General features: G+C 42.1%; 24 protein-coding genes. 14 read left to right on the top strand and 10 right to left on the bottom strand.

Annotation, left to right across the window (positions count from 1 at the left end):
* Positions 1-336: 336 nt before the first annotated feature.
* Positions 337-954: a hypothetical protein gene (locus ABRT01_RS11090; RefSeq protein WP_269409503.1), complete on the bottom strand. Its 618-nt coding sequence runs from the start codon at positions 952-954 to the stop codon at positions 337-339.
* A gap of 139 nt (positions 955-1,093) precedes the next feature.
* Here ABRT01_RS11090 and ABRT01_RS11095 point away from each other — a divergent pair, with 139 nt between their 5' ends.
* The gene (locus ABRT01_RS11095; protein ID WP_269409502.1) at positions 1,094-2,011 is read left to right on the top strand and encodes an aldo/keto reductase; all 918 of its coding nucleotides are present in this window, start codon (positions 1,094-1,096) and stop codon (positions 2,009-2,011) included.
* 608 nt (positions 2,012-2,619) lie between these two features.
* Positions 2,620-3,177 (top strand): cysteine hydrolase family protein, encoded by a 558-nt coding sequence (locus ABRT01_RS11100; RefSeq protein ID WP_269409501.1) that lies wholly within the window; start codon positions 2,620-2,622, stop codon positions 3,175-3,177.
* Between the two features lie 241 nt (positions 3,178-3,418).
* Here ABRT01_RS11100 and uraA read toward each other — a convergent pair whose 3' ends face one another.
* Both uraA and ABRT01_RS11110 read right to left on the bottom strand, forming a co-directional pair.
* Positions 3,419-4,699 (bottom strand): uracil permease, encoded by a 1,281-nt coding sequence (uraA, locus tag ABRT01_RS11105; RefSeq protein ID WP_269409500.1) that lies wholly within the window; start codon positions 4,697-4,699, stop codon positions 3,419-3,421.
* Positions 4,700-4,989: 290 nt separating this feature from the next.
* The gene (locus ABRT01_RS11110; protein ID WP_367747154.1) at positions 4,990-5,379 is read right to left on the bottom strand and encodes a hypothetical protein; all 390 of its coding nucleotides are present in this window, start codon (positions 5,377-5,379) and stop codon (positions 4,990-4,992) included.
* 264 nt (positions 5,380-5,643) lie between these two features.
* Here ABRT01_RS11110 and ABRT01_RS11115 point away from each other — a divergent pair, with 264 nt between their 5' ends.
* The 3 genes from ABRT01_RS11115 (at position 5,644) to ABRT01_RS11125 (ending at position 8,529) form a co-directional block, all read left to right on the top strand.
* Positions 5,644-6,039: a FixH family protein gene (locus ABRT01_RS11115; protein ID WP_269409498.1), complete on the top strand. Its 396-nt coding sequence runs from the start codon at positions 5,644-5,646 to the stop codon at positions 6,037-6,039.
* Between the two features lie 211 nt (positions 6,040-6,250).
* Complete coding sequence (locus tag ABRT01_RS11120) at positions 6,251-7,873, top strand: copper resistance CopC/CopD family protein (RefSeq protein ID WP_269409497.1); 1,623 nt, start codon at positions 6,251-6,253, stop codon at positions 7,871-7,873.
* Between the two features lie 20 nt (positions 7,874-7,893).
* Entirely contained in the window at positions 7,894-8,529 is a 636-nt protein-coding gene (locus ABRT01_RS11125) for a YcnI family copper-binding membrane protein (protein ID WP_269409496.1), read from the top strand.
* Positions 8,530-8,770: 241 nt separating this feature from the next.
* Here ABRT01_RS11125 and ABRT01_RS11130 read toward each other — a convergent pair whose 3' ends face one another.
* Both ABRT01_RS11130 and ABRT01_RS11135 read right to left on the bottom strand, forming a co-directional pair.
* Positions 8,771-9,694, bottom strand: coding sequence for a cation diffusion facilitator family transporter (locus ABRT01_RS11130; protein WP_269409495.1), 924 nt, complete (start codon positions 9,692-9,694; stop codon positions 8,771-8,773).
* Between the two features lie 20 nt (positions 9,695-9,714).
* Positions 9,715-10,029 (bottom strand): ArsR/SmtB family transcription factor, encoded by a 315-nt coding sequence (locus ABRT01_RS11135; RefSeq protein ID WP_269409494.1) that lies wholly within the window; start codon positions 10,027-10,029, stop codon positions 9,715-9,717.
* A 173-nt stretch (positions 10,030-10,202) separates the two neighbouring features.
* On the opposite strand from ABRT01_RS11135, the gene ABRT01_RS11140 reads away from it, so the two are divergent.
* Positions 10,203-10,904 (top strand): SDR family oxidoreductase, encoded by a 702-nt coding sequence (locus ABRT01_RS11140; RefSeq protein ID WP_269409493.1) that lies wholly within the window; start codon positions 10,203-10,205, stop codon positions 10,902-10,904.
* 28 nt (positions 10,905-10,932) lie between these two features.
* Here the strand turns inward: ABRT01_RS11140 and ABRT01_RS11145 are convergent, their stop codons facing one another.
* On the bottom strand, positions 10,933-11,604 hold the full coding sequence (locus ABRT01_RS11145) for a DNA-3-methyladenine glycosylase family protein (RefSeq protein WP_367747159.1): 672 nt from the start codon (positions 11,602-11,604) through the stop codon (positions 10,933-10,935).
* Between the two features lie 399 nt (positions 11,605-12,003).
* Between ABRT01_RS11145 and ABRT01_RS11150 the strand changes: the two genes are divergently transcribed.
* Both ABRT01_RS11150 and ABRT01_RS11155 read left to right on the top strand, forming a co-directional pair.
* Positions 12,004-13,212: an NAD(P)/FAD-dependent oxidoreductase gene (locus tag ABRT01_RS11150; RefSeq protein ID WP_269409491.1), complete on the top strand. Its 1,209-nt coding sequence runs from the start codon at positions 12,004-12,006 to the stop codon at positions 13,210-13,212.
* Positions 13,213-13,542: 330 nt separating this feature from the next.
* On the top strand, positions 13,543-14,394 hold the full coding sequence (locus tag ABRT01_RS11155) for a VanW family protein (RefSeq protein WP_367747161.1): 852 nt from the start codon (positions 13,543-13,545) through the stop codon (positions 14,392-14,394).
* 7 nt (positions 14,395-14,401) lie between these two features.
* Here ABRT01_RS11155 and ABRT01_RS11160 read toward each other — a convergent pair whose 3' ends face one another.
* Positions 14,402-14,758, bottom strand: a complete 357-nt coding sequence (locus tag ABRT01_RS11160) for a thiol-disulfide oxidoreductase DCC family protein (RefSeq protein ID WP_269409489.1) — start codon at positions 14,756-14,758, stop codon at positions 14,402-14,404.
* A gap of 172 nt (positions 14,759-14,930) precedes the next feature.
* On the opposite strand from ABRT01_RS11160, the gene ABRT01_RS11165 reads away from it, so the two are divergent.
* Positions 14,931-16,052 (top strand): tetratricopeptide repeat protein, encoded by a 1,122-nt coding sequence (locus ABRT01_RS11165; protein WP_367747163.1) that lies wholly within the window; start codon positions 14,931-14,933, stop codon positions 16,050-16,052.
* Between the two features lie 57 nt (positions 16,053-16,109).
* On the opposite strand, the gene ABRT01_RS11170 is transcribed toward ABRT01_RS11165, so the two are convergent.
* The 3 genes from ABRT01_RS11170 to ABRT01_RS11180 form a co-directional block, all read right to left on the bottom strand.
* Positions 16,110-18,059, bottom strand: a complete 1,950-nt coding sequence (locus tag ABRT01_RS11170; protein WP_367747165.1) for an aconitate hydratase — start codon at positions 18,057-18,059, stop codon at positions 16,110-16,112.
* 210 nt (positions 18,060-18,269) lie between these two features.
* Positions 18,270-18,515, bottom strand: coding sequence for a hypothetical protein (locus tag ABRT01_RS11175; RefSeq protein ID WP_367747167.1), 246 nt, complete (start codon positions 18,513-18,515; stop codon positions 18,270-18,272).
* Between the two features lie 53 nt (positions 18,516-18,568).
* On the bottom strand, positions 18,569-19,105 hold the full coding sequence (locus tag ABRT01_RS11180; protein ID WP_269409482.1) for a YceI family protein: 537 nt from the start codon (positions 19,103-19,105) through the stop codon (positions 18,569-18,571).
* A gap of 219 nt (positions 19,106-19,324) precedes the next feature.
* Between ABRT01_RS11180 and ABRT01_RS11185 the strand changes: the two genes are divergently transcribed.
* From ABRT01_RS11185 to ABRT01_RS11205, 5 genes are all read left to right on the top strand, one after another.
* The gene (locus tag ABRT01_RS11185) at positions 19,325-20,314 is read left to right on the top strand and encodes a DUF2628 domain-containing protein (protein ID WP_269409481.1); all 990 of its coding nucleotides are present in this window, start codon (positions 19,325-19,327) and stop codon (positions 20,312-20,314) included.
* 204 nt (positions 20,315-20,518) lie between these two features.
* Positions 20,519-20,974 carry a DUF6884 domain-containing protein gene (locus ABRT01_RS11190; protein ID WP_269409480.1) on the top strand — a complete coding sequence of 152 codons (456 nt, stop codon included), beginning with the start codon at positions 20,519-20,521 and terminating at the stop codon, positions 20,972-20,974.
* 24 nt (positions 20,975-20,998) lie between these two features.
* Positions 20,999-21,322 (top strand): hypothetical protein, encoded by a 324-nt coding sequence (locus ABRT01_RS11195; protein WP_367747170.1) that lies wholly within the window; start codon positions 20,999-21,001, stop codon positions 21,320-21,322.
* Positions 21,323-21,536: 214 nt separating this feature from the next.
* A complete protein-coding gene (locus ABRT01_RS11200; protein ID WP_269409478.1) occupies positions 21,537-21,689 on the top strand; it encodes a hypothetical protein in 153 nt (50 codons plus the stop codon).
* Positions 21,690-21,898: 209 nt separating this feature from the next.
* Positions 21,899-23,332: a hypothetical protein gene (locus ABRT01_RS11205; protein WP_367747172.1), complete on the top strand. Its 1,434-nt coding sequence runs from the start codon at positions 21,899-21,901 to the stop codon at positions 23,330-23,332.
* Positions 23,333-23,761: the final 429 nt, after the last annotated feature.

A 23,761-nucleotide genomic window follows, 5' to 3' on the forward strand; every position in this document is an offset into this window, starting at 1 on the left:
GTAAAAAAGAACAAAGGCGTAAGCGCCCGGTTAGCAGCGTATGTGCTGGACTGAACCGTAGGAGATAAAGGAAACATGCTCCTGCAAAAGGGGTATGCCGACGTTGGCCGCAAAGGCCGTTTTTAGTCGGCCTTCCTTTACCCCGAGTCGATGTTGACTTATCGTACGAAGGTGAAGGAAGCACACTAGCTGCTGGGCGCTGGAGCCGGACGGGGCTCATCCTGATTACAAAGTTATCCACAAGCATTTAATTTTTAAATTTCCTGGTAAGCAGTAAGAAAGCCGGGTCATCACCGATCCGGCTGCTTTTACAGTATTTTCAATTTGGGCAATGCATTACCAGTAATATCCATATCTAACCGGGGTCCACATATAATAGGGAATAGTTGCTTGGGGATAGCCAAACATGTACGGTGGGATAGGTGTGCCGCCCTGTTCTCGGCCGCCGCCACCTTGTTGTCCTTGCCCTCCCCCGGGTCCGAATATGCCTGGAAACATAGGTGTACCGCCTTGTTCCTGACCGCCACCTTGTTGCCCCTGAGATCCACCTGGTCCAAACGGTATCGGCATGCCGCCTTGCCCCTGGCCGCCTTCTTGTTGTTCCTGACCTCCCCCTGGTCCAAATATACCTGGAAGTGTTGGCATACCACCTTGGTTTTGACCGCCACCTTGCTGCCCTTGAGATCCGCCTGGACCAAACGGTATTGGGATGCCGCCTTGCCCCTGGTTACCTTCTTGTTGTCCTTGGCTGCCACCGCCTTGTCCTTGATCACCAGCTTGTGGTTGTGAAGGAAAGCAAACAACTGATTGTTGAGAACCATCCGACATATTAATTGTACCTTCCAACCCTCCACCGTTTTGTTGCGTACCTTCTTGACCCTGTACAGGGAAACACACCCAAGGACCATTCTGACGGTTCTCCATAAACGATTGTTCATTATTGTAATAAGTCATGCCCATCCTCCTTTCTCAGATACTGCCCATTTTATTCACCTAGTGCTTGTTTTTGTTACAAATTTCGTGAGTTGAGGCATTCGTCCATATAAAGAAAACATGTTACTATATAATTATTCAGACGAAAAGAGGTGCTTTTTTGAAAAAGATCAAATTAGGTAACAGTGCCTTAGAGGTTGGCGAAATTTCCTTAGGTTGTATGCGTATGCATGAACTCAGTAAAAAAGAGGCATCCTATGTGATTGAAAATGCCATGGATGTAGGGATCGATTTATTTGACCATGCTGATATTTATGGCGGAGGAGAGTCAGAAGAAGTATTTTCGGAAGCGATTGATATGAATGACGATGTTCGGGAAAAAATGAAGCTACAGACGAAATGTGGGATTCGCGACGGCTTTTTTGATTTTTCCAAAAAACATATTCTCGAATCTGTTGAAGGTAGTCTCCGGCGCTTAAAAACCGATTATATCGACAGTCTGCTGCTTCATCGCCCGGATGCTCTTGTTGAACCGGAAGAGTTGGCTGAGGCTTTTTCTGCGTTAAAGGAAAGCGGGAAGGTTCGCTATTTCGGAGTCAGCAACCAGAACCCGATGCAAATGGAACTATTGAGAAAAGAGCTGAAGGAAGATATTATCGTAAACCAGTTGCAATTAAGTATTGTACATACGCCGATGATAGATGCGGGACTTCATGTGAACATGCAGCACGATCCGGCGATTGTCAGGGAAGGCAGTGTTCTCGATTATTGTCGCCTACATGATATCACGATCCAGGCATGGTCCCCGTTTCAGCACGGAATGATCGAAGGAACCTTTGTTGGCAATGAGGCGTTTCCGAAAGTCAATGCGAAACTGCAAGAACTCGCTGAGAAAAAGGGGGTAACGGATTCCGCGATTGCGATTGCATGGATCTTGCGGCATCCAGCCAGCATCCAACCGGTTGTCGGGACAATGAATCCGAAACGTTTACAAGACATCGCAAAAGCTTCTGATGTTAACCTGACAAGGGAAGAATGGTATGAACTGTATCGTGCAGCAGGAAATGTTTTGCCTTAGGGTTTATGAAAAAAGCCCGTTTTTGATTAAACTCTATCAAAAATGGGCTTCTTATTGTGCGTAACGGTCTGTAATAATATTCTTATCTCCGAGCCTGAGTCATTTAGGAAATACTGTTGGGAATCGACCGAGAGAAGAGCTGTCACGGTAGATTTGAAAGGAAAACAGCGAGTAATCGGCCGAGAGAAGGGTTATAACGCCCGATTGAAAGGAAAAATACGGGATAAGTCAAAAAATACTGTCCGGGTTGAATAGATTACTAGCTGAAATTAAAAAATGCTGTCCAAGTTGAACAGAATACTATCCGAAACCTAATAAAAGGTAGCGCAGGGCATCCAAAACATGTAAATACTCAAAGATTTTAACAGCTTGGAGGTAATGGATGAAGATCCCCAATTAATAATGGGATAGTTGTTTTCCACTGCATCGGATTTTCCTGTTTCTTCCCTGACTAATTGATAATTGCCGTGCCAACCAGATAACAGGAAATTTATAGAGATACCGGGGGAAGGTCTGATAACGAATAAGTTATTAAAGTAACATCATGCATCTGGAATCGGGGGAGAAAATTGAGTGCGTAATAAATATGATGAAAAAGGGGTTTTCAAATGAATCAAGCATTGTTGGTCATCGATGCACAGCAGGAATTAATTAATGGTAATGTTAACGAGAAGGGCGTTTTCAATAAGGCAATGCTGTTGGAGAACATTAATAGAGTGATAAAAAAGGCTCTGGCATCAGATTGTTTAGTTGTTTTCGTTAGAGATAAGGATGTTGCTGAAGGCAAAGGTAAAGGATTCGAAATCCATCAAGATATCGATACTCCCCGGACGTCAATCGTGTTTGATAAAGAGGCGACGAATTCGTTTCATGGCACTTCATTACTGGATTATTTAAAAGATAATAGTGCCGAACATCTCGTAGTTATGGGCTGTAAAACTGAGCACTGTATTGATACGGCAGTCAGAACAGCAACCGTGAATGGTTTTGATGTGACCCTGGTAGGTGATGGGCATTCAACGACAGATTCCCAAAGTTTGACTGCCGAACAGATCATCAGCCATCATAATGAAATTCTTCACGGGCACTACAACGTGGAGCATTTTTCAGTGGTCAGGGATGCTAGTGATGATTTGTTTCAACCCAACCATAACGATTATCGATAAATGTTAATCAGCCCGTGAATTCCCAATCAAACGTGAATCATGAAAATTTAAAAGAGGCAAAGTTAAAAAATCACCGATACATTTACAGTCAGCTTTGTAATTATAAAAAGACAAAACTATTTTTAAAAACAGCCGCATTTTTTTCAAAGAGAAAATGCGGCTAGATGTTAATCTTAAACATTGATACAACTTTTCAAATCTTTCCTTGGTGAACTGTAAACCATGTACAATTCTTTCTGTATCATTCATTCGATAGTTTCAACACGTCCAGCAATTTAAAGAACAAACCAAGAATAATTGCTACGATCGTTGCCAGCCCCATACCCGTTAATTCGACAGAGCCAAGCTTTACGGTAGCACCACTAATGCCGATGACAAGAACCACACAGGTAAGGATTAAATTTTGTGAGCGGCTATAATCCACTTTTGCCTCTACCAGCATGCGAATCCCACTCGCGGCAATGATTCCAAATAATAGTAGCGAAATCCCACCCATTACTGGTGACGGAATCGATGAGATAAGGGCGGCCAATTTACCACAAAACGATAGAATAATAGAAAATATCGCAGCCAGCCCAATAATCCAGGTCGAGTATACTCTGGTAATCGCGAGTACACCGATATTTTCTCCATAAGTTGTGTTTGGTGTAGAACCGATAAAACTGGAAACAATTGTTGAAATCCCGTTTCCGAATAATGACCGATCGAGCCCGGGATCTTTCGTTAGATCACTTTTAACAATATTACCTGTTACAAACAAATGGCCGATATGCTCTGGGATGATAACCAGAGCGGCAGGTAAAATAACAAGAATTGCCGACCAGTCGATTTTCATTTGATAAAATGTTGGCATCGTGATCCAGGCAGCTTCCTGCACTTTTGTAAAATCGACCAATCCAAAAGCATAGGCAATCATGTAGCCGATGATAATACCAATCAGAATCGGAATAATCTTTAAGAAGCCTCGCAATGTAACCCAACAGATAATGGTGATTAACAGGGTTAACAATGCAACAAGGGCAACTTTCGGATCCATCGCCCAGTCAGCATCAGCGTCCGCCGGGGCAATCCAGCCAGCCATTTCCGTTGCAGTCGGGACCAATTCCAGCCCAATCACCGCAACAATCGCACCCATTGCGGCTGGTGGAAAAATAATATCAATCCATGCTGTGCCTATGAGTTTGACGATCCCGCCGACCACACAGAGGATGATACCAACTACGAGGAAACCGCCAAGCACATAACCATATCCGGATATACCTGCATACTGGTTTAAAATAACGAAGGCAGGGGATATAAATGCAAAACTGGATCCAAGGTAAGCAGGGATCTTTCCTTTGGTAATCAATAGATAGATAATCGTGCCAACGCCATTCATTAATAGAATGGTTGCCGGGTCAATGCCGAATAGTACCGGTACCAAGACATTGGAGCCAAACATAGCGAATAAATGCTGAATTCCTAATGGTAAGCTTTGCAAGATAGGTAAACGTTCATGAACCTGGATTTCTTTATGTGCCATTTCTTATTCTCCCTTTTAATTTGAACTACGGTTGCTTTGATTGTGTGATGACGAAAAAACACCCTGCCTATGTATGGCAAGGTGTTTTTAGGAAGATGAAATAAAGAGATGGCTCTCATATTTTATCACAATAACAGACTTGTATCTGTTCACCTTGCCAGCCTCACAGGACTGAATTAAAGGTAACCGTGTAAACTTGTTGCATTTATTATTGCAGGATATTGGTGATGTGTCAATTGTTTTTCCGGACAATTGTGGTTGGAAGATTTACATTTTTCTATTCGCTTCTCTTACACTTCCCTAACCGTAATCGCCGCTGTATAGGTCGTATCTCTACAGTCGTCCAGATCCTTTTCGTCCAATAATCCCAAACTAATCGCCGAATTTATTTTTTCCTTGTCCGGTTTTTTCACGACTTTAATCAAATCATTCAGCTTTAAATCCTCCAGCCGGTCAACGGTCATTTGCTCATTGAATTTTTCAGTTGTCCGAATTTGTCGTTGCAGTTTGTAACCGCCATCGGTAATTTCCCCCTTTGTATTGGCGCCTACCTGTTGATCAAAGTACGTGTTAAATAAGTTTTTCAGCTGATTCATTTCTTTTTCAATTTCCTTCTTCTTTCTATTAAGTTTATAGTATTTGCCCAAAGTTTCCTGGGTTATTAATGATTGATCAGTCATACTATCACTCCCTACAAAAACAGTTGATAGTGAATCATATTGCAAAAAGGCGAGGAATATGACTTGAAATTAGTTGTTAATAGATTTAAAATAAATTTGATCAAAATTTTATTTCAAAGCTAGCTAATCTGTACATACCCTGTAATTCCTTTGAATAGCCCCGTGTTCACACAATCTCCATTGCTTAAACGATACGTTATTGGTACATTTATGTTAACGTTTGTTTGGCTTTATGAAAGAATTGGCTTCATGGGGGGAATTAAAATGAAAAAGTATGTTTTAGCGATCGTACTGTTGACCATGGCTGTACTGACAGCGTGTGGCAATGATGATAATAACAGTGATTCGGACGAGGTAAAAATGCTTGATGTTGATTTCGCGGTTCCGGAAACGGCAAAAGTGGGAGAACCAGTAAAATTGCAAGCAACAGTAACCTATGGTGGGGACGAGGTTGAAAATGCAGATGATGTTGTTTTTGAATATTGGGAAAAAGGCGATGAAGATAATAGCACCAAAGTGGACGCAGACAATAATAACGATGGAACATATTCCAAAAAGGTAACGTTTGATCATGAAGGTGTTTTTGAAATGTATTCCCATGTCGACGCGGAAGGTTTGCATACGATGCCGAAAAAATCAATCACGATTGAAAAGAAATAGAGCTCAATTGATGAAATTTATCTGGTGAAGGACAGGTTATGTGGCGAGAAAGTTGATCGAGAGTGCGGGAAAGTTGATCGAGAGTGCGAGAAAGTTGATCGAGAGTATGCGGAAGTTGATCAAGATTGCGAGAAAGTTGATCGAGACTGCGAGAAAGTCGATCGAGACAGCGCGAAAGTTGATCGAGAATAGGGAAGGAAGGTGAGTCTGATTGAATCATACAGGAACTTATTTGTTTCATAAGAAGGTGATGAACCGTTGTGCCATGCTTATCGTACTTTTATTTGCCTTTGGACTTGCCTTTCTTTACACCCCCGCCGCAGAGGCACATTCTACTTTACTGGAAACAACGCCAGCGGAGAAGGTAGTTACTGAGGATTCCCCACCGACCTTGAAATTGCGTTTTAATGAGCCAGTTGAACAGGATTTAGCAACAGTTACCATCTATGATTGGAATGCAAAACCGGTGTTTAACGGAAATCCGGATGGGGGTGGATCAGTGAGAGCTCCACTTCTGGAATTTTCCCTGCCAAAATTAAAAGAAGGTACATATACAGTAAAATGGAGCGTCGTATCACTGGACGGCCATCCGGTTAGTGGTTCCTACGTTTTTGCGGTTGGGAAGGCGACAGAAGGCGGTGTTAAATCTGTTGCAGGTAATGGGGGACAGGCATCACTGATTGTTTCCCGGACGATCGCACAGGGTTTGCTGTTACTTGGAGCTGGCCTATTCTGGTTTGGCTGGCTGGCAGAAAGGCAAGGTTTTCCTGGTCTTACCAGTTTATTTGGACGGGGCAGAACTATCGCAATGATTTTGCTTGTTCTGGCAACAATTGGAGAACTCATTACTTATGCACTGGAGCTTCCGCCGGGTTTGGTGCAAATGGTATTTAACGGAAGATGGGATATATTAACGGAATTTCCTTTTGTACTTATGCTATTTACCCAACTATTTTTCCTTGTTTTGTTATGTATTCCGGGAATGGTTAATGGCTGGTATTTATTTATGTGGTTCGCGTTAGCTGTTATTCCAGCCTTTGGAGGGCATGTATGGGGAATCGAAAACCCCTATCTTGCCGTCATACCCCGGATCATTCACCAGTTATCCATTGCTTTATGGCTTGGTGCACTCGGTTATGTGATTCTACTTATCCATTGGCATCGAAAACAGGCTACAGATGTTTCATGGAAGGAATTCAGACCTTTTTTTGTATATAAGATGATGGTTGCATCCGGGTTGGTCGTTTTATCCGGGATCATCATGGTCTTTCTTCAAACAGGCTGGACGGCGGTGATTACTGATTGGATGGGCTGGAGTACGTTGTTGCTCCTAAAAGTTATTTTCACTATTGTTATGCTGGGTTTGGCATTATTCCAAACGTTAACATGGAAAAAGCGGGGGAGCTTTACGACAAAAAAGGTCGTTCGTGTGGAATGGATAATTGGTTTGGCTGTCATCTTATTGGGTGTGTGGATGAGTCAAACCGCCTATCCGGTCGCGGTCAAATCATATGATAGCACGTTAACTGCAGATCAAGTAGAGGCACAAATCCACATTGATAAGCTCCAGCGTGGCGAACAAATCTTGACAGCCAGCATTGGCAATGTAGACGGAAAGAAGCCTGAAAAAATAAATATTGCAATTTCGATGCCGGATCATGGGATGAAAGCTGGTCCGTTCCCGGCGAAAAAAGGAAAGTCCGGTGATTACTTTGTGACATTACCGTTCTCCATGTCAGGAACCTGGCGCCTTAATATCGTTGCTTCATATCCCGATGGAGAGGAAAAAGAATGGACGGATGATATTTTTATTGCGGGAAATGGCAATAGTTGAAAAGAAGGGAGATTTTTTACATGAAAAACAAGACGATATGGACTATTCCTGTTATGGCGGTAATTTTCCTGTTGGCTATAGCACCAATCGCTGAAGCCCATGTCACGGTGCACCCAAGCGAAAGTTCTACAAATGCATACGAAAAATATACAGTACGGATTCCGGTAGAAAAGGATGCTCATACAACAAAAGTAGAGCTGGAGGTCCCGGATGGAATCAATCTTATTTCTGTTCAGCCGATGGAAGATTGGGACTACCAATTAAAAAAAGATGATAATGATATGATTACATCGGTGACCTGGACAGCAGCGGATAAAGGAATCGGACCAAATGAATTCATCGAGTTTCCATTTATTGCGGCCAACCCGAGTGAACCCGGAGAATTCAGCTGGAAAGCGTATCAGACATATGATGATGGATCGGTTGTGGAATGGAATGGCGCACCTGATGCAGATGAACCGGCTTCTGTAACCAAGGTAGTCAAAGGAGATGCAGTTTCACCACATGGGAACAATACAGCCGGGACCGATACGGCTCATGAAACAGCTGACGACCAGCAAACATCCGGATCCGGTACGAGCAGCTGGTTACCTGTGATTTTATCAGTAGTAGCGATTTTGTTAGCACTGATAAGCTTATTTCGGAAACGGGCATAAAGTAGTTCTATCGGGTATGATGCAAGTTGATCGAGCCGGACGCGAAAGTTGATCGAGACCGAGGAAAAGTCAAACGAGCGGGACGAAAATCATCACTAGAATATAGTAAATGTTCCGGGTGGCGCTAATCAAAATAGGGAATCATACTGACGCAAGAGAAATTTCCGAAAGTCCAAGAAAGTCACGCCCAAACGATAGAATCGAAAAAGGAGCATCCCTTCAGTAATGGGGATGCTCCTTTTTAATGCTCATCCTGTTGCTGGCACATTAACGTGTTGTTATGTGGGTGACTGATATTTTCCATTTGAATGGTAACATGACCAATCCCTTTGTGTGCCAGCTTATGTTCAATGGTTCGTAATAAAGCTTGACTGTCATGAATCGTTAACTTATCATCAACGACAGCGTGACAGGATAAAGCGTTTTGTCCACTGGTAATGCTCCATACGTGCAAATCATGAATGCTTTCGATGCCGGAAACACTCTCAATGGTTGCAATGATATCATCAAGTACAATACTTTTTGGAGTACCTTCCATCAGCACATGAATGGCATCTTTGGCAACACGAAAACCGCTGATCAGAATAAGTACTGCTACAATCATACTAGCAAGCGGATCGGCCCACTCCCATTGAAAGAGCATGATCAAAAGTGCTGCGAGGATTGCACCGATTGATCCTAACATATCGCCAAGAACATGCAGAAATGCTGCGCGTAAGTTTAAATTTTCTTCCGTGTCCCCACGCATTAATATCCAGGCAACTGTAACATTGACAAGCAACCCGATGGTAGCAATGATTAACATCCCCGTTGAGGCAACCGTTGCAGGTGAAGTAAACCGCTGAATACCCTCGTAAAGCACATAACCGGCGATGATAACCAATGTAATTCCATTAAATAGGGCAGCCAGGATTTCAAATCGTTTATAGCCATACGTTTTACTGTGATTGGCCATTTTTTCACCCATAATGAAAGCAAGTACACCAACACCTAATGAGATTGAATCGCTCAGCATATGTCCGGCGTCTGATAATAAAGCGAGACTATTGGTGAAAAATCCGCCGATCGCTTCGATAATCATATAGGTCGTTGTGATGATGAAACTAATTGTTAAAGCCTTTTTATTAGCGCCATGTGTATGATCATGACCGTGATCGTGTCCCATCTAAAAGCCTCCCATCCAAACTAGCTATGACAAGCATGTTCAATGGTTTGTTTCAGCATATCCATTACATGTTCATCATCAGGCGAATAATACAATGTCGTTCCTTCCCGTCGGTATGTCACAAGCCGTAAATTTTTCAAAAAACGTAATTGATGGGATACGGTTGATTGCCTCAGATGCAGGTTCTTGGCAATTTCGTTAACTGAACACGCTTTATGAAACAGCAAATGCAGAATTCGAATTCTCGTTGGATCTCCTAAAGCCTTAAAAGTTTGTGAGACGACGAAAAGTGTTTCTTCATCAAGATCCGTGTACGCTTTTTCCTGTTTTTCCATCCTGATACCCCATTTCGATTGATAATCAATACATGTATATATTTTCATATACTAATATTGTATGCAAGTTACTTCCCTTTGTCAAAAGAAAATAACATAATTGGGATCAGATCTTTACTTCTCTAAAACATGGGGGAGGTGGGGACTGATCCTAAAAAAGGAGGTTTTCATAAATGGAAAATATTACAGGGAAAACGGCAATTGTAACAGGTGCAAGTAGTGGGATTGGGGCAATGACCGCGCAGTATTTGGCCGGAGAAGGGGTAAATGTTGTGCTAGCTGCCAGACGAAAAGATAGGTTGGATCATATCGCCAAATTAATCAACGATAAGGGCGATGGACAAGCCATTTCAGTAGTGACGGATGTATCCAAACAAAGTGATGTCGATGCTTTGGTTCAAGCGGCAGTTGAAAAATTTGGACAAGTTGATATTTACGTTAATAATGCTGGAGCGGTTCTTTCCTCAAGCATACGTTCAGGTGATGTCAAAGCTTGGGAAACGATGATCGATGTAAATATTAAGGGGGTACTTTACGGCGTTCATGCAGCCTTACCAAGTATGTTGGAGCGTTCAGCCGGACATATTGTCAATATTTGCTCCGTTTCCGGTCATGAAATCGCCAAAACGAGTGCGGTATATAGTGCCACCAAGTATGCTGTGCGGGCATTGTCCATGAGTATGGAAAAGGAATTGGCTCGGACCGGTGTGCGCGTAACGAATATTTCTCCTGGAATGGTCGATACAGAAATTTCCTCTGATGCTCCATCTGATCGCAAGCCACTGAAGCCTGAGGATATTGCCCGGGCAATTGTGTATGCGGTGACACAGCCGGCATATGTTAATGTGAATGAAATAACCGTCCGCCCTGTTTAAAATGGAGATCACCGCTGCTTTAACCGCATTAAAGCGGCGGGTGACTATCTCCAATATCGTCAATTGATGAATAGAGCTTTTCAAAGTTTAGATGCACGACTTCCCACAAATAAAAAGAGGCAATCGAAAAGTGTGGATCCCACAAACTAGCCTTATCGATTAAAATTTGCCGGCGGTATGACTTATCTACCTGATACAGCCATTTAGCTCCACGCTGAATCCCGATGTCATCGAGTGATAGCACGTCCATTCGGCGGAGCGAAAAAATTAAAAACATTTCCGCTGTCCATTTGCCAATGCCTTTGATACTGGTAAGTTGCTTGATCACTTCATTATTATCCAGTCCATCCAGCACTTCGAGGTTTAGTACGTTACTGGACACTTTTTCAGCAAGATCACGCAAATACAGTACCTTACGTGCGGATAATCCAATCTCACTTAATGATTGATCATCTGCCAGCAATAATTTTTCAGCGGTAATGTCATGCTCCATGAGCGTATCAAGTCGGTTATAAATGGCACTTGCCGCCGCAACGGAGATTTGTTGGCCAATCATGGATCTGACTAACGAATGAAAATAGTTTGGACGTAATGCGATTTCCAAGTTGCCGATAATCGAAATTAATTTCCCCATGATAGGATCTTGTTGGCTTAATGGAACAACCGCTGGATCATCCGTTTTAATATATAATTTTTCCATCATCCACCTCGCGAAATTGGTATAAATTGAAACTATTGGTGTAATTAAAATAGCAAACTTTCCCTTATTCAAGGGTGCAAATGTATAAAATCTAGCCCCTATCCTGCTCATGCCAAGGCAGGCCTCGTCTGGCTACAGCGCCCAGCAACTAGCAAACTTCACACTTCTCCACTACGATAAGTCAACATCGGCTCGCTTTCAGCTCACCGTGTTTCCTTTATCTCATTGTGAAGTGCTCCAGTTTGTACGTTGCTAACCGGGCGCTTCCGCCTTTGTAGTTAGCATATAATTTCATTAGCCTAATTATAAAATTTTTGATATGATGGATGTATTGTTACATAAATAGATTGTAATTATATGTTCTATTGCAGCTACAAAAAATGAAAGGTGGACAAGTTTATGAACAAACCAAAAATTGTTGTTCTTGGTGCAGGCTATGCCGGCATGATGACAACAAAAAAATTAACACAAAAACTTGGGGCAGATGAGGCAGAGATTATCCTTGTCAATAAACACAATTATCATTATGAAACTACTTGGTTACATGAGGTAGCAGCGGGTACGATTAATCATAACCAGGCTCGTTTCATGATCAGCGATGTTATAAATCCAAATCGCGTTCGTTTGATTTATGATAACGTTGTTGAAGTGAAAAAAGACGATAATCTGGTTGTCCTGGAAAATAGTGAGATTTCCTATGATTACTTAGTCATTTCCCTTGGTTTCGTTACGAACACATTCGGAATTAAAGGTATGGAAAAAAATGCCTTCTTTATTCAGGACATTGACTCCTGTCAGTTAATCCGCGACCATATGGAATATCAGTTCGCGCAATATAAAAATAATGGAGAAAAAAACGACGACAGTTTAACCATTCTTGTCGGCGGTGGTGGATTCACCGGTATCGAATATGTTGGGGAATTGGCTGAGCGTGTTCCGCAACTATGCAAAAAATATGATATCGATCGTAGTAAAGTACGCATCATCAATGTAGAGGCGGCACCATCGATCCTGCCTGGTTTCGATAAAGACTTGGTTGCCTATGCGAAACAATCCTTGCAGGAACGCGGGGTAGAATTCCGGGAAGGTGCACCAATTAAAGAGTGTAAAAAGAATTGCTTTGTTGTTGGTGATGATAATGAGGAAATTAAAGCAGGTACCATCGTTTGGACTGGTGGTGTAACAGGTAACCCAGTTCTTAAAAAATCCGGTTTTGAATTAACGAAAGGAAAAGTTACGGTTAATGGTGATTTGCGTGCACCTGGTGAGGATAACATTTTCATTCTTGGTGACTGTGCATGGGTAATGAATGAAAAAGAAGGTCGTCCATTCCCGCCAACTGCCCAGGCAGCAATGCAGCATGCCACAACTTGTGCTGATAATATTGCAGCACTTCTGCATCATCAACCATTAACAAACTTTGTCTTTGATGATAAAGGTACGGTTGCATCACTTGGCGTAAAAGATGCGATGGGAACTGTCTTTTCTGGTACAAAATTATACGGCAAATCAGCAGCTACGATGAAAAAAGTAATCGATAACCGCTCTTTGTTCTTGCAAGGCGGTCCAAAATTGTTGCTTAAAAAAGGTAAAGTGCGTCCGTTTTAGTCGTAAAAAGCCAATAAGAATATAAAAGCCCAGTGGGGGAGAAAAGGAACCACCACTGAATGAAGTTTCACTTTATGAAGAAAATAGGAGGCTCATGAGCATGAAAAAAGGTACATTATATTTTCTTTTAGCGGCAATTGCTTCAATCATTGGATATGCATGTGCAAGCCGTTGCATGGAAGATTCACGTGATTTCCGTTAATAAAACATCAAAACATCATTTGAAAAAGCTCCTTGACTGAATGGTTGAGGGGCTTTTTTGCTTTTATATCCCAATATTCTCTCATGAAAACCCCGTTTTGCTCCATACTACGTACAGGAGGCTGAACGATGAAATCAATTATATTTTCCTTACTGTTCGTATTTACACCAATAACCGTTATGGCAAATGAATTAACGGTAACCGATCATGATAAAATTTCAACAACTATCTCACGGGATCACTATTCGTTTCCTTTTATGGACGGACCATTTATTGAACAGAAAAAGCTGGATCGATTATTTGATACGATTGCACAAAAGATTGATAAGGAACCCGTTGACGCAATGATTAATGATCGGGGCGAAATTATTCCGGAAAAGCCGGGGTATGTACTGGATCGAGAAAAATTTAATCGGCAATTTCGTGCGTTTTTTTATGAGGGAAAGCCAACCACATTGGAGATTCCCAAAAGGCTGGTATACCCAAAAGTGGATAGTGAATTGTTATCGACCATCCGGGAAAAGAAAGTTGGCAGTTATGTGACACGGTTTCAGGAAAGCAATAAAGAGCGTTCTCATAATATTGCGTTGGCTGCTGAAGCGATTAATAATTATGTTTTGCTTCCGGATGAGACTTTTTCGTTTAACAAAGTGGTTGGCAAGCGGACAAAAGAAAAAGGGTATATGCGTGCCCCAGTGATTGTAAAGGGTGAATTGGCTGAAGATATTGGTGGGGGTATTTGCCAAGTATCCTCGACATTATATAATGCGGTTGATATTAATGGTATTGAGATTGTAGAGCGCTATTCTCACAGTAGAAGTGTGCCATATGTTCCGCCTGGACGGGATGCGACAGTCAGTTGGTATGGACCTGATTTTGTGTTTGCCAATAAATCCCATCAACCAATTTTGATTAGAACCAGGGCAATTGACGGGCAGATGGCGATTCAGGTTTATTCTGCGGATACGCCTAAACAATAAACATAAATTATTTTCTATCCGGAATTGGACATGATTCGTCACGGCATTGGTTGACAGGAATGAGCTTTCTGTTTTTAGCAATTTTTTGATAGAGAAAGTCCCCAAGCCCAATCCACTTCAATAAATACATGGCAGGAAGCATGATCCATAATAATGGCAGCTGTTTGACGATTTGAATAAGGGCGTTATATCCGGCAAACCATTTTCCATCATGCTTCACATGCAATTTTTCTTCCATTGCTTGCGGATAGTTTTCTAAATCACGAAATGAGAAAAAGGTTAGGCGATGATGCAGGTCTAATTTTTTCCAAAGAATGGAGCTGTTCGTACACATCGGACAAAAACTATCGTAATAAATGACCATGGTATATTCCTCCTATCTCTACTTCTATTTCATTATAACATGGATCTCCTGTTTGACGATGAAGTTAATTCTTGAGTATTTCATGACAATAATGGTGATAGGAGTAATAAGTCGACATTTTACGTTACAATAAAGATAGGAAACTTTTACGTAACGGATAGGAGATATCGCCATGGCAAATATGGATATTTTAAATTTGGAAGAACAGTTTGAGCAAGTAAAAAATGAAACCAATCAGGCCGATCTGCTGACACTTCTTAAGGAAATTAAACAAGACCATTTTCCCAACGTGTTGGCAAAATCAGCTGAGTACCGGGAAAAATATGGTGATGACCCGCAACTTGTCCAATTGTTATTGTTGATAGAAGCGGTCAGTCATGCACAAATAGGGGAGTATAAGCAGGCGTCTATCATCATGAACAAATTGTATGCGTCAGCAAATGATTTGTCGGGGAGTGAACTTGTCATATATGGAGAACTTGCCTTTATGTGTGATTATAAACTGGCCAGGAGAATTTTATCTGAAGCAGTGAAGCGGATGGAGGATGAAGAAGAACCGGATCGGATGAAACTTGCCCGTGGTTATTTAGTACTAGGTGAATCAGAAGAGAAGCTGGAGAAATTCACCAGAGCAATTAAGTATTACAAACAGGGGTTGACCTATTTTCAGGAAGACGATATTCGCGACCAGTATATGATTCTGTATTTACATTTTAAAATCGGGATGTTGTATTCTGCAAAAAATGAATATGACCCGGCAATCATGTATTTGCAAAAGGCAGTGGACTTAGCCGATGATCATCTCGAAATGAAAATTAATAGCATGGTTAGTCTGGCCAAGATTCATGGGACCCGGGATGATGATGAACAAGCATACCGCTATTTGCAGGAAGTGCTGCCACTGATTGCCGACTCCAAACTGGCGGGCACCGCTGTTCATGCGGAGACGTTAATTGAAATGGCTTTCTATTACTTTGACCAATCATTGCTCGATGAAGCTGTTCCTTATTATGAACAAGCGATTGACATGTACAAAAAATCACATGATAAATCGGTTCGTAAACTGGGAATGGTATATATGCAGTATGCTTACTGTCTGGAACATAAGACCAAAGCTGATAAACATCGTGCGGGGGTTAATTATGAACGGGCTATTGAACAATTGGAGAAAACTGGTGACCGTGAATTGCTGGAAAATGCGTATGCTGATGTTATTGCATTTTTTGATGCAACAAACGACACAAAGAAGAAGCACAAAATAGAAGAGAAATATGTAAAAATGATCAATAGCTAAATTTCAAAGTGCAAAGATAGAAAAGCTGGCCCCCTTCATGGCTGCCAGCTTTTCGTTTTAAGATTGCTGTTTCATCCGAATCCAGTTGATGAGTCCGCCTTGCAAGAGAATATTCACCTGCCGTTTGGATAAGGAATGCTGTACCTTGATTTTGTCATTCCTGCCTTTTACGGACACTTCAAATTCCTGTTGCTTCTGAATCGTGTCCCGCAAATTGGTAAATTCAAGCACATCCCCTTGTGCAAGGCGATCATAGTCTGCAACACTCGCAAATGTAAGTGGCAATACACCAAAGTTGACAAGATTTTGCCAGTGAATCCGGGCATAATCTTTGGCGATAACCGCATGCAGTCCCAAATATCGTGGTGCGAGTGCGGCGTGTTCACGGCTTGAGCCTTGCCCGTAGTTGTAGCCGCCAACGATCGCATGGCCACCTTTTTCTCTAACTTTCATGCTGCGGTCATAATAGGTTGGATCGATTTGTTCATACGTAAATTTACTGATTTCCGGTAAATTACTCCGAAATGGCAATACCCGCGCACCACCAGCAAGTATTTCGTCTGTGGAAATATTGTCCCCGACATGTAATAAGACCGGCAATTCTAGTGTATCAGGAAGTTGATCCATTTCCGGAATCGAAACAATGTTTGGACCCTTCACAAGAGAGACCTTTTGCGCCTCAGCATATGGCAGCGGTTTTTCCATTAACCGGTCATCAACGTTACCTGATGTTGGCTCGGTAACTTTTGGATAGGGTATCTTCAGTGTTCTGGGATCGGTGATTTTTCCTGTTAATGCCGATGCTGCCGCTGTTTCAGGACTTGCCAGGTAAACACTGTCCTCTTTGGTTCCAGAACGTCCCGGGAAATTTCGTGGTGTCGTACGCAGACTGTTGCGACCGGAAGCGGGTGCCTGCCCCATGCCAATGCAGCCATTACAGCCAGCTTGATGGAGACGGGCACCGGATTTCAGCAGGCTGGCAATATGCAGTTCTTGTACTAAATTTGTTAGCATTTGCCTTGATGTTGGGTTAATATCAAATGATAACCCCGGTGCAATTTTTCTTCCTTTAACCATTTCAGCTGCGATGGCAAAATCACGATAACCCGGATTTGCCGATGAACCAATATAGGCTTGATATATCGGTGTTTCTTCTAATTCACTAACTTTTACAACGTTTCCAGGACTTGACGGTTTGGCCACCATTGGCTCCAATTTGGAAAGATCAATTGTATCCTCCAAGTCGTAAGTAGCATCCGAGTCTGCGGATAACTCGATCCAATCATCTTCCCGATTTTGCGCTTTTAAAAAATCTCTTACCGCTTCATCAGATGGGAATACTGTTGCGGTTGCGCCAAGTTCTGCACCCATATTGGCAATAACGTGACGATCCATAGCGGTTAAGTGCTTTAACCCGGGACCATAATATTCAATAATTTTCCCTACGCCACCTTTGACATCATAGCGTCGCAGCATTTCCAGAATGACATCCTTGGCGCTAACCCAATCTGGAAGTTCTCCAGTAAGCTTCACCCCAAAGATTTCCGGCATTTTAATGTAGATTGGTTCTCCAGCTATGGCCATGGCTACATCGATTCCACCAGCACCCATCGCAAGCATCCCCATTGAACCATTGGCACATGTGTGACTATCCGATCCTAACAATGTTTTTCCGGGCTTTGCCAATCGCTGCATATGGACAGGGTGGCTGACACCATTGCCTGGCCGACTATAATGCAGTCCGAATCGTTGAGCGGCACTTTCCAAAAACAGGTGGTCATCCGGATTCTTGTTGTCGACCTGGATGAGGTTATGGTCCACATATTGTGCAGATGCTTCTGTTTTGGCATAATCGAGTCCCATCGCTTCCAGTTCCAGCATCACCATTGTCCCTGTGGCATCCTGGGTTAACGTTTGATCGATTTTCAGTCCGATTTCTTCTCCTTTGTTCATCGTTCCGGAAACGAGATGATCCCGGATTAATTTTTGTGCAACATTCAATCCCATGATCATGTTCCTCCTTCTATATCTTTTTGTTAGCTTCAGCACCTAGCGGCTAGCGTACAGGACGTGGCATTCTTAGCCGGTATCATTTAACTGGCACGCTTGCTTTCTTGTACAACCATTCTATTGTGTGTATTCCTTAAATATCTGCTTTTCAAACGTCCCATTACTTATGTATAGTACTGGAGGATTGTCTGAATGAATAATTAAAGATTAAACAAGGACAGGAAAGTAAATTTCCTGTCCTTGTTGGCGGGAGTAGTGTAGAGCCGCTGATGCTGTATAGCATTTTTTATCAGCGGTTTTGTTTGTTCTATCAGCGACTTTTGCACTTGTATCAGCGGTTTTGCGTGTTCTATCAGCGATTATTTCACTTCTATCAGCGGTTTCATGTGTTCTATCAGCGATTCCCATTTTTTGGTGGGACGAAGGAACCGTCTCTGTGTCCCGCTTGGGCAAGGGAAGAGCCGCCCTTGTGTACCGCTTTCGGGCTGGCCGGCTCTGTGCTACGCTTATTCTGCTTGATGTGCTTCGATTTCTATGTTGATTTTTACCTCGTCACCAACGAGAACTCCGCCGGTTTCCAGGGCGACGTTCCAGGTTAAACCAAAATCTTTTCGGCTTATTTTAGTTGTTCCACTAAAACCGGCAACTGTATCACCACTCATCGGATCTTTGTGCTGACCTTCATATTCGACGGAAAATGTTACTGGTTTGGTTGTGCCACGAATTGTAAAATCACCTGTGACGTCATATTCATTTTCCGACTTTTTAGTGATGTCGGTAGCTTTGAATGTCATTTTAGGGTGATTTTCCACATCAAAGAAATCGGCTGATCGCAAATGATCATCGCGGTCGGGTTGGCGCGTATCAATGCTGTTGACATCAATGGTAAATTCGATTTCTGCATCGGTCAAATCTTCCGGATCTGCTACTATGTTTGCTTCGAACTCGTTGAATGCCCCTTTTGCTTTCGAAATCATCATGTGTTTGACAACAAACTCCAACGAACTATGCGCTAGATCAACTGTCCATTTTGTTTTTGCCATTTGTATTCCTCCTGGTTAAGTGATTTTTAATACATCGGTTACTTTTCAACACCAAGTATAAAATGATAAATTAATATTGTCAACTTATCTATTAGTTTTTCCACATAAGTCTGTCCCTTAAACAAAAACAGATTGTGATCGTAAAATGGTATCAGGAAATGCTATAATATGATTGATTGGTTGCTTATCGGTGGTTAAAAAAGGAAAGGGAGGGTTTTCGTGTATTGTACGAATTGTGGCACGGAGCTGGATCGAGATGCAAATTTTTGTGCGAATTGCGGCCAAAAAAAACAGGATTCGCTTGCGGCGACAGTTACACCTGCAGATGCAGCACAAGATAGCACGGAAAATAATGATTCGCAGTTATGGAAAGTGGACGTTCAAAATTTTGTAGGAAGTAATTATCCCTTTTATTCAGGTAAATGGAAGCAAATGCAAGACAAAGGTAATTCTTTCTCCCGGAATTTTGCGGCTTTTTTCTTAAGCATTTTCTGGCTGGGCTACCGAAAAATGTACCGTGAAATATTTGTGATTGCGCTTATTTTCTTAGCAATTGATTTTATTCTGTATCTAGCAGGTTATGAGTATACCACGGAAACTACGGGATTATTTTACGATCCAGTTGATTATAAGATTAACCTTGCCGTGATGGTGATTCTGGGTCTTTATGGAAACCACCTTTATCGGAAACATACAATGAAACAGATTTCCATAATTCGGGATAAAGAGCAGCCATCAGAAATAAAGCAGGCAGCGTTGAAGCAAAAAGGTGGAACCAGCTTCTTAGGTGTTTTATTGGCGATTATGATAATGATACTTGTCTATGGCGTCCCGACATCCTTTATTCCTCAGCAGGTTGATATAGTTAGCAGTATTCAACATGGTACCTTTGACGAATTACCGGATAAAACGGTTGATGAATTATTTGCTGATCTATTTGAGCATGGTTCATGGGAAGAAGTGGCAGATGATTCCGATACTGCCGTTGTGAGGTACAATGGGGAAAAACAAATGGATAATGAGCGACATGAGATTCAAATTGACTTTGCTGCTGAAAAAGATGACAAAGCATTTCGTATTGAGCGCGTTATAGTAGATAATGAGGAACTGTCTTTGTTGGAAACGAACGATTTTTTGGACTATATCCTCCGTAATGGTTTGAATGGGGAATATGTACCCGAACAGGATGAACCAGGATATGTGTTGTAAGCGCAAAGACGGTTCGGACGTGGTTTATCCTCATTGTCCAATTATCCACAATCAAAAAATTTTCCGCATTAACTGGCGGTAATACCCACTTCAAGAAATTAAGGGTAATCCGGGAATGAAAAGTGAGGAGATAAAGAAAACCTTCACTGATTGAAGTTTCACTTTATAATTTCATGGACGACAAGAAAAAATCGAGGGATGGCTATGAAACAATTAAGTATTATTCCGTGTGGGATCAAGAAAGTTTGGGATAAACATCCGGAACTTGGTGCGGTTACAGCGAAAGAAGCATACGTGGGGACATTTCACACATTGTGTCGCCGGTATGCCGAAATTTTTACCAATGATTGGGTCGTTTTATCGGCTAAGCACGGATTTTTATTCCCGGATGACATCGTCGACGGCCCTTATGATGTAACGTTTAATCAAAAGAGTGACGAAATCATCTCCACCCAACGTTTACAAGCACAGGTGAAAATGAAAAAGCTGGATCAATATGATGAATTAATTGTTTTAACAGGGAAAAAATACAAAAAAGTGATTGAGGCAAGTTTTGGTGCCTCGTTTCCCGCAACGTTTCCACTATTACAATATAAAGGGATCGGGTACATGCAGCAAGGTTTAAAGCGAGCCATTCAAGAGGGGATACCCATTCACTAGCAAAATAGCAAGGAGAATTAGCATATGAATCGTACAGCAATGTTGGTGATTGTTTTAATTGTATATTCAGTCTATGCGGCCTTAAAGCACAAGGAGGTATGGCGTAAACTAACGGTTAAACAGATAAGTGGTGTGGTACTGACGTTTATCCTCTTGACAGGAATTGGTGGTGTTTTCTTATATTATTGGATGAATTTGGTAACGGATATCATTCCAAATGATATTGTCAGCATTATTTTACAGTTTATCAGTGCTATTATGGTTGTGGTTTTCGGTGTGGTCTTTTTCAACATCATCATCGCCAAAATCACGAATGGAATTTTACCAGTTAAAAATACTTATCAATGAGAAAAACCTGTTAGTTTTTATGCTGACGGGTTTTCCCATCTTAGGATGATTGTTCTTGCCGATGAGTAGTGAACAAGAAGCAAGTCATGATGGTTTCACCGCTGTATAGGCAGTTTGGTTTTTCTTTAAAAGAATTGTTCAGATGTTATGATAATATTCCCATTATTTGTTATAGTAGAGGAGGTACGAACAATATAGATGGGGTGGGTAAATCGTGCGCGAACTCATTGGATCATGTCAATCATGTGGGAAAAACGTATATGGTGAGAATGGATTTTTTGATGGAGAACAAATAGACGGGAAATTATTATGTTATTCATGTGCTGAAAAATCGGAAAAATCCAAAGAAAACGACGAGGTGGGTTGAGGAATTAAGTGAGAATCGCCGTATGATGAATTGAAATCGCCGACAAATGGCACAAAATCGCCGTTAAATGTTCATCTGAGTGTTTAAGTAGATACGGTTCGGGTTGCGGGCTGGCGGTAGTTTTGGACCATCTCCATATCTCGCTTTTCTCACCTGTATGTGCTTTGCTGCATAGGCTATAGCACATGTAGTGAGAAAGGAAGGGTTCAATGGGGCTGACAATATCGCATTGGTTATATGGGACCTTTACGTTATTAATTATTTTGACCATGATTTTCAAACGTGGCGTTGTGTTGCCGACTTTACTGGGGACATTTATCGTTGCCTTCGTGTATAAGGGGAATGTCATTGACGGATTTACAGCCATCTTTCATGCGAACCTGGTTGCTGCTAAAGAATTGTTTAACATTTTCCTGATCATCACGTTTATGATCGCATTGTTGCATTCGTTGCATGATCTTGGTGCGGATCGCCGGATGGTGCAACCGATTCAAAAGATGATGGTTAATGGGCATGTATCCTATTTTGTTCTGGTCGCCATCACTTATGTTATTTCCTTGTTCTTCTGGCCAACACCAGCCGTTCCGCTTATTTGTGCTTTACTTGTTCCGGCAGCCGTTCGAGCAGGGTTGCCTGCCATGACAGCCGCGGTTGCGATTGCGTTAGCTGGCCAGGGGATGGCACTTTCGTCTGATTACATTGTACAGGTGGCACCGGGCTTATCTGCAAAATCAGCTGGAATTGAAACAGGTATTGTAGCGGATCAGGCATTGATATTATCACTAATAACTGGTGGAATTGCTATTGTCACCGTCTATTTCCTCCACCGTAAACACATGCGTAATCAGGATAATAAATTTGATCAAAAATGTATTGAAAAAGAACTGGAAGCATTACAAATAGATACGGAATCAACGAATAAACCGCATGCAACACATTTATCAGCGTGGAGTAAAATTTTTGCCGTGCTTGTTCCGTTGGCATTGATTTGTGTCGTCATTTATATGGTCTTCACGAAACTTTCTTCAGGCAGAATGAGCGGATTTGAAGGTGGTGATGGGGCAGCTTTTATCGGTGGTGTGGCTGTTATATTATTGCTGTTGTCAACAGTCGCCTTTGGAAGACAACATGCATTGGATTATATTAGTAATCACATAACAGATGGTTTTGTGTTTGCGTTTAAGGCGATGGGCCCGGTTATTCCGATTGCGGGATTTTTCTTCCTTGGTAGTGCGGATTTTGCTGGAAGTATTTTGGGAATCGAGAAAAACCCACCATCATTTTTATTCGACCTTGTGCAGTCAACACAGGAATTCCTGCCGCATAGTGCGTTACTTGCAGCATTTAGTGTCTTAATTATCGGGATTATTACCGGACTGGATGGTTCTGGCTTTTCTGGGTTGCCATTAACAGGTGCACTAGCCGCTTCATTACAACAAGATGGATTGGATGCCAGCACACTTGCAGCTATTGGCCAAATGGGGGCTATCTGGACTGGTGGCGGAACAATCGTTGCCTGGTCCTCACTCATCGCCATTGCCGGATTTTGTGGTGTATCCGTCATGGACCTCGTTCGTAAAAACTTCTTGCCAGTTATGCTCGGACTCGTCATCTCTACCATAGTTGCAGTACTCCTGCTGTAGGGACAGAGGGTGGTTCCTTTGTCCCTGCATTTTATCGAAATTGGTGATAACCCGATTGATAAACCGCCAGGAAACATCCATCAATTTCTTGGGAACAGTCATATCAACCAAAACGGGTGTAACGTCAACATCGTTGTGGCATTCTCTCTATGAGGCATACTTCCAACCCACAATTATATTCAGAAAAGCGATCCAATTACTTGATAAATACCATTTACATATGCGAACATTATCATAAATAAAGTGTTACCCAGCGAGGCTGCTGCTTATAGAGGATGTTCAAAAAGTCCGGTAAAAATGACATGCCCCTTCAAAAGGGGTATGCCGACGCCTGAGCGCAAGCCCGTTTTTAGTCGGCCTTCCTTTGAAGCTCGTTGGCTTGCTTTTCCGCTCCTCATGTACCTTTTATGTACACTCCGGTGCTCAAAG

The sequence above is a fragment of the Lentibacillus sp. L22 genome, assembly GCF_040812445.1.
GTDB classification, from domain to species: Bacteria; Bacillota; Bacilli; order Bacillales; family Amphibacillaceae; genus Lentibacillus_C; species Lentibacillus_C daqui.

Coding starts and splice junctions, on each gene's coding strand:
- ABRT01_RS11180 (WP_269409482.1), bottom strand. CDS start 19,105: ATGGCAAAAACAAAATGGACAGTTGATCTAGCGCATAGTTCGTTGGAG.
- ABRT01_RS11160 (WP_269409489.1), bottom strand. CDS start 14,758: ATGGTCATTTATTACGATAGTTTTTGTCCGATGTGTACGAACAGCTCC.
- ABRT01_RS11145 (WP_367747159.1), bottom strand. CDS start 11,604: ATGGAAAAATTATATATTAAAACGGATGATCCAGCGGTTGTTCCATTA.
- ABRT01_RS11125 (WP_269409496.1), top strand. CDS start 7,894: ATGAAAAACAAGACGATATGGACTATTCCTGTTATGGCGGTAATTTTC.
- ABRT01_RS11135 (WP_269409494.1), bottom strand. CDS start 10,029: ATGGAAAAACAGGAAAAAGCGTACACGGATCTTGATGAAGAAACACTT.
- ABRT01_RS11110 (WP_367747154.1), bottom strand. CDS start 5,379: ATGACTGATCAATCATTAATAACCCAGGAAACTTTGGGCAAATACTAT.
- ABRT01_RS11130 (WP_269409495.1), bottom strand. CDS start 9,694: ATGGGACACGATCACGGTCATGATCATACACATGGCGCTAATAAAAAG.
- ABRT01_RS11100 (WP_269409501.1), top strand. CDS start 2,620: ATGAATCAAGCATTGTTGGTCATCGATGCACAGCAGGAATTAATTAAT.
- ABRT01_RS11090 (WP_269409503.1), bottom strand. CDS start 954: ATGACTTATTACAATAATGAACAATCGTTTATGGAGAACCGTCAGAAT.
- ABRT01_RS11190 (WP_269409480.1), top strand. CDS start 20,519: ATGAAACAATTAAGTATTATTCCGTGTGGGATCAAGAAAGTTTGGGAT.
- ABRT01_RS11150 (WP_269409491.1), top strand. CDS start 12,004: ATGAACAAACCAAAAATTGTTGTTCTTGGTGCAGGCTATGCCGGCATG.
- uraA (WP_269409500.1), bottom strand. CDS start 4,699: ATGGCACATAAAGAAATCCAGGTTCATGAACGTTTACCTATCTTGCAA.
- ABRT01_RS11195 (WP_367747170.1), top strand. CDS start 20,999: ATGAATCGTACAGCAATGTTGGTGATTGTTTTAATTGTATATTCAGTC.
- ABRT01_RS11115 (WP_269409498.1), top strand. CDS start 5,644: ATGAAAAAGTATGTTTTAGCGATCGTACTGTTGACCATGGCTGTACTG.
- ABRT01_RS11205 (WP_367747172.1), top strand. CDS start 21,899: ATGGGGCTGACAATATCGCATTGGTTATATGGGACCTTTACGTTATTA.
- ABRT01_RS11170 (WP_367747165.1), bottom strand. CDS start 18,059: ATGGGATTGAATGTTGCACAAAAATTAATCCGGGATCATCTCGTTTCC.
- ABRT01_RS11155 (WP_367747161.1), top strand. CDS start 13,543: ATGAAATCAATTATATTTTCCTTACTGTTCGTATTTACACCAATAACC.
- ABRT01_RS11165 (WP_367747163.1), top strand. CDS start 14,931: ATGGCAAATATGGATATTTTAAATTTGGAAGAACAGTTTGAGCAAGTA.
- ABRT01_RS11140 (WP_269409493.1), top strand. CDS start 10,203: ATGGAAAATATTACAGGGAAAACGGCAATTGTAACAGGTGCAAGTAGT.